The following is a 5,292-nucleotide window of genomic DNA, read 5'->3' as shown; positions in this document are numbered from 1 at the left end:
GGATAGTAGTGGTCTAGGATGGTTTTGTATTTGGGTAGCAATTATAGCCTTATTCTATATGGTTGTTTCATTTGTTCAATTCCATGATGTTGTTAATGCGTTAACGTGGTTTATGTGGGCATTACTTTGGTATTTATTCTTTGTATTAAATACACAAAAGAAGAACATTAATCAATATCTTGGAAGGATTGCCTTCGTACAATCATGGGTAACATTGACTTTACCTTCACTCTTTTATTTTATGGGAGTGTGGGGAGAGGGATTCGTATATGAATTATGGGTTTATGTATCTGTAATTTCTATTTTATACTTCTGTTATTGTATTTATAAATATCGAGTACGTTAATATATTATCTGTATAAAGGCATGGAATCGTTAAACGAATTCCATGCTTTTTATATGTTAGCACTTATAATAGAGAGGTAGTATTTTACAATTTGCTAAAGTGGGGATGATGAAGTTGAAAAAAGTATTGGTGCTAGGGGGAACAAGATTTTTTGGTAAACATTTAGTAGAAGCACTTTTGCAAGAGGGGCACGATGTAACGATTGCGACGAGAGGAATTACGGAAGATTCTTTTGGCAGTAGAGTAAAAAGACTTATTGTAGATAGGGAAGATGAAAAACAACTAGCAGAGCGTCTAGGAGATAAAAGTTATGATATTGTATACGATAATTTATGCTATAGCTCGAATGCAGCGAAGGTAATATGTGAAGTGTTACGAGGGAAAACGAAGAAATATGTTATGACATCTTCAATGGCCGTCTATGAACCTGCCCTAAGCTTATCAGAAGAAGACTTTAATCCGTACGAGTATGCAATCGCGTATGGAGATAGGAATGACTTCAATTATGGTGAAGGAAAGAGATTAGCTGAAGCCGTTGTATTTCAACATGCAACATTCCCAGTCGTTGCAGTGCGTTTTCCAGTTGTTATTGGAGAAAATGATTATACGAAAAGGTTACAATTTTACGTTGAATGTATTGTGAACCAAAAACCTATCGTTGTGGATCATGTAGATGGAACTTTGTCATTTATACATGAAAAAGAGGCAGGAGAGTTTCTAGCTTGGTGCGGAATGGCAAATGTGAGAGGACCAATTAACGCCTGTAGTAACGGAGTAGTTTCTATGGAAGAAATTATTCATTTCATAGAAGAGAAGACAGGAATAAAAGCACTCATTCAGAAAGCTGGGGGAAATATAGCTCCTTATAACGAGGTAACTAACTGTACGTTACATAATGGAAAGGCTCGTGAATTCGGATTTTTGTTCCGAGAGCTGAAACTAGAAATAAAAAATATTTTAAAACATTATATAAATACAATGAAGTAATCATAAATCCCCCGGTGGCAATCCGGGGGATTCTGGAGGATTTCGACAATACTGATTTTACATTACCAAATTTACCTTATACGTACGACTAATGTTTTTGTGATTGAATTGCTTGTAAATACTTCTCGTTTACTTGGTCCCAGTTTACTGTATGCCACCAGTTGGTAACAAACTCTGGGCGCCTATTTTGATACTTTAAATAATAAGCATGTTCCCATACATCAATTACGAGTAAGGGGATTTTCCCTTCTTGCAAAGGCGTATCTTGATTTGGTGTACTCATAACAGAGAGTTCCTCACCGTCAAGAACAAGCCATCCATAGCCACTTCCAAAACGACTAATAGCTGCTTTGGAAAGTTGATCTTTTAAGTTGTCAAAGGTATTGAAATAATAATCAATTACTTTTGCAACGTCTCCATTAGGCTCACCGCCACCTCGTGGGCTCATCACTTCCCAAAAAAGACTATGACAATAGTGACCACCACCGTTATTTCGTACAGCTGTAACAATTTCCTTCGGTAAAGCATCTAAATTACATAGCAATTCTTCTAAAGATTTATTATGTAATTCAGTATAATTTTCTAAAGTAGCATTTAAATTGTTTACGTATGTCGCATGGTGCTTTCCATGATGAATGGCAAGTGTATTGCTATCAATATGTGGCTCTAGTTCATCATAGTCATATGAAAGCTTTGGCAATTGAAATGAAGACATAACATTCCCTCCTTTCGACTTAAAAAAGTTGGTCTAGGTAAAAATACTTTACCTGAGTCAAAAATACACCCATTTTCCATATAAGTCAATAGTAATTCCAGTAATTTTCTGAAAAATATTACAATAAAAGTAACACTCTCACTTTCATTTGTGACTCCTATCCTTTTTGCTTATACTGTAAAGTAGCAGGGTTTTGTTGAAATAGAAGGAGATTGTTTATGAGTAAAACGAAACAATTAATAGAGGAAGCAAGTAATTTTATTACGATTTGTTATAAGGAGCTTCATAAAGAACAATTGATAGAAGAACGTATAAAAGAAATTCAAATTGAGATAGAGAAGACAGGGACATATGAGCATACATTTGAAGAACTTGTTCATGGTTCACGAATGGCATGGCGTAACAGTAATAGATGTATTGGAAGACTATTTTGGAGTAAGATGCACATATTAGATGCGCGCGAAGTAAATGATGAAGAGGGTGTATATAATGCATTAATTCATCATATTAAATATGCAACGAACGACGGAAAAGTTAAACCAACCATTACGATTTTTAAGCAATATCAAGGTGAAGAAAATAATATAAGAATTTATAATCACCAATTGATTCGATATGCAGGATATAAAACAGAAACGGGAGTGATTGGTGATTCTCATTCCGCTACATTTACGGACTTTTGTCAGGAGCTTGGTTGGCAAGGAGAAGGTACGAATTACGATGTATTGCCACTTGTGTTTTCTATAGATGGAAAAGCGCCTATATATAAAGAAATTCCGAGAGAAGAAGTAAAAGAAGTGCCAATTGAACACCCGGAATACCCTATTTCATCACTTGGAGTAAAATGGTATGGTGTTCCAATGATTTCAGATATGCGTTTAGAAATTGGCGGTATTTCTTATACAGCCGCTCCGTTCAATGGATGGTATATGGGAACAGAAATTGGGGCGCGCAACTTAGCAGATCATGATCGTTATAATTTACTTCCGGCTGTTGCGGAGATGATGGATTTAGATACATCGAGAAACGGTACCTTATGGAAAGATAAGGCGCTAATTGAGTTGAATATTGCCGTACTACACTCCTTTAAAAAACAAGGAGTTAGTATTGTTGATCACCATACTGCTGCACAACAATTTCAGCAATTTGAGAAGCAAGAAGCTGCTTGTGGTCGTGTTGTAACAGGTAATTGGGTATGGCTTATTCCACCATTATCTCCAGCTACCACCCACATTTATCATAAACCGTATCCGAATGAAATTTTGAAGCCAAATTTCTTTCATAAATGATATTTAGTGTAGGTTTTTTCTGTGAAATATAATTTTTTTTAATTACTGTTATGTAGCAAATGGAAGCCTTTACTCTCGGTTATTTTTGGAAGAGGCTTTTTGAACCAAGGAGTTCCTTATGTTATAATCAAATTTCTGTTTCGAAGACCTTATAGAAATATAAGGTCTTTTGTTTTGCTTTTTTATGTAAGAGGAAGAGATTCTTTCTTTTTAATAAGGGATTTGGCATATTTTTAGGGACAACATAAGTATGTGGGAAGTCGATAAAATGTTATGCATATATAATTATTGTGTTTTGGTTTTAAACAATAAAACATAATAAAGTTGTTTTTTTAGATTGCTGAGGAAGGAGGAAGTGTAAATGAGAATGAAGAGTCGAAAAACTGATTGGCCTGTATTTATTATTAGTGGTGGTTCACTTTTATTATTTGTAATTGCAGTTTTTTTGAACAAGGATTATGTAGAGAGTGCGATTAATAAAAGTTTCGCTTTTTCAATTAAATATTTCGGTGCCTTCTGGCAAGTTTTATTATTAGGTACATTTATTGTTGCGATGTGTATGGCGTTCTCCAAATATGGGAGAGTTAAGCTTGGAGGATTAGAAAAACCTGAGATTAGTACGGCAAAATGGCTTGCTATTATTATGTCTACATTACTTGCCGGAGGTGGCGTTTTTTGGGCAGCAGCAGAGCCAATGTATCATTTGATGACGGTGCCACCAATACATGATGGTATATCTGCTGGAACGAAAGAAGCAGTCATGCCTGCTTTAGCACAAAGTTATATGCATTGGGGATTTTTAGCATGGACGATTTTAGGTACAATTAGTGCGGTAGTTATGATGTATGGACATTATCATAAAGATATGCCGCTAAAACCTCGAACGCTTTTATATCCTATTTTTGGGGAAAAATTAAGAAAGAGCCTGCTTGGAACGATAATTGATGCAGCTGCAATTATTGCAGTAGCTGCAGGTACAATTGGCCCAATTGGATTTTTAGGTTTACAAGCAAGTTATGGATTACAAGAATTATTTGGAATTTCTGATGTGTTTACTACTCAATTAGCAATTATTGTTTGTGTGGTGGCCGTGTCTACCATATCGGCAGTAACAGGTATTGATAAAGGGATTCAAATTATAAGTAATTTAAATGTTAGATTAGCAATTGTATTAATGGCATTCATATTACTATTTGGGCCAGGTGGATTTATTATTGATTCGTTTGTTTCTTCGTTTGGATTTTATGTAAATGAATTTATACCGATGAGCACATACCGTGGTGATGCAAGTTGGTTAGGATCTTGGACAATCTTTTTCTGGGGATGGTTTATTGGATACGGACCAATGATGGCAATTTTAGTGAGTCGAATTTCAAGAGGGAGAACGATTCGAGAAATCATCGTTGCAATTGGAATTATCGCACCTATTATTACAACGTTTTGGTTTACTATATTAGGTGGATCAGGCGTGTTTTATGAGTTGATGAATCCTGGGTCTATCTCGGACGCATTAAGTGAATCTGGTATGCCGGCAGCTATGATTGCAATTACAGGACAATTGCCACTTTCTAATATTATTGGACCAGCATTTCTTTTATTAACAATTTTATTTGTAGTGACAACAGGGGATTCAATGGCGTATTCCATTTCAATGGCAGTGACTGGAGACGGAGATCCTAGAATTAGTTTGCGAATTTTTTGGTCGCTTATTATGGGCGCAGTTGCAGCAATTCTTTTATATATGGGTGAAGGAAGTATTAATGCGCTACAATCGTTTATCGTGGTGACGGCAGTTCCGGTATCAATTTTGTTATTCCCAATGCTATGGTTAGCGCCTAAAGTTGCGGGAGAATTAGCATTAAAACAAGGTATTGTAAAAGAAGAAGATAAAACTGCATTCTTATTTCAGAAGGCTAGTAAATCAAAATAAATAAAAACGTAAAAGAGGAAGCATC

The 5,292-nt window shown here is 35.5% G+C and carries 5 protein-coding genes; 4 read left to right on the top strand and 1 reads right to left on the bottom strand.

Annotation, left to right across the window (positions count from 1 at the left end):
* Nucleotides 1-346, top strand: a 346-nt coding sequence (locus ABWK52_RS21335) for an AmiS/UreI family transporter (protein ID WP_335452661.1), incomplete at its 5' end; no start/stop codon positions are given.
* Nucleotides 347-451: 105 nt separating this feature from the next.
* Nucleotides 452-1,333, top strand: a complete 882-nt coding sequence (locus ABWK52_RS21330) for an NAD-dependent epimerase/dehydratase family protein (protein WP_033668094.1) — start codon at nucleotides 452-454, stop codon at nucleotides 1,331-1,333.
* 88 nt (nucleotides 1,334-1,421) lie between these two features.
* On the opposite strand, the gene sodA is transcribed toward ABWK52_RS21330, so the two are convergent.
* On the bottom strand, nucleotides 1,422-2,048 hold the full coding sequence (sodA, locus tag ABWK52_RS21325) for a superoxide dismutase [Mn] (RefSeq protein ID WP_000094035.1): 627 nt from the start codon (nucleotides 2,046-2,048) through the stop codon (nucleotides 1,422-1,424).
* 218 nt (nucleotides 2,049-2,266) lie between these two features.
* Here sodA and ABWK52_RS21320 point away from each other — a divergent pair, with 218 nt between their 5' ends.
* The gene (locus ABWK52_RS21320) at nucleotides 2,267-3,337 is read left to right on the top strand and encodes a nitric oxide synthase oxygenase (RefSeq protein ID WP_000047625.1); all 1,071 of its coding nucleotides are present in this window, start codon (nucleotides 2,267-2,269) and stop codon (nucleotides 3,335-3,337) included.
* 361 nt (nucleotides 3,338-3,698) lie between these two features.
* Nucleotides 3,699-5,267 carry a BCCT family transporter gene (locus ABWK52_RS21315; protein WP_058840410.1) on the top strand — a complete coding sequence of 523 codons (1,569 nt, stop codon included), beginning with the start codon at nucleotides 3,699-3,701 and terminating at the stop codon, nucleotides 5,265-5,267.
* The last annotated feature ends 25 nt before the right edge of the window (nucleotides 5,268-5,292 follow it).

The sequence above is a fragment of the Bacillus sp. AP50 genome (assembly GCF_040492675.1).
Lineage (GTDB): Bacteria > Bacillota > Bacilli > Bacillales > Bacillaceae_G > Bacillus_A > Bacillus_A cereus.
Note: the sequence above shows the minus strand (reverse complement) of the source record. Positions and strands in the feature narration are given on the sequence as shown.

Coding starts and splice junctions, on each gene's coding strand:
- ABWK52_RS21330 (WP_033668094.1), top strand. CDS start 452: ATGATGAAGTTGAAAAAAGTATTGGTGCTAGGGGGAACAAGATTTTTT.
- sodA (WP_000094035.1), bottom strand. CDS start 2,048: ATGTCTTCATTTCAATTGCCAAAGCTTTCATATGACTATGATGAACTA.
- ABWK52_RS21320 (WP_000047625.1), top strand. CDS start 2,267: ATGAGTAAAACGAAACAATTAATAGAGGAAGCAAGTAATTTTATTACG.
- ABWK52_RS21315 (WP_058840410.1), top strand. CDS start 3,699: ATGAGAATGAAGAGTCGAAAAACTGATTGGCCTGTATTTATTATTAGT.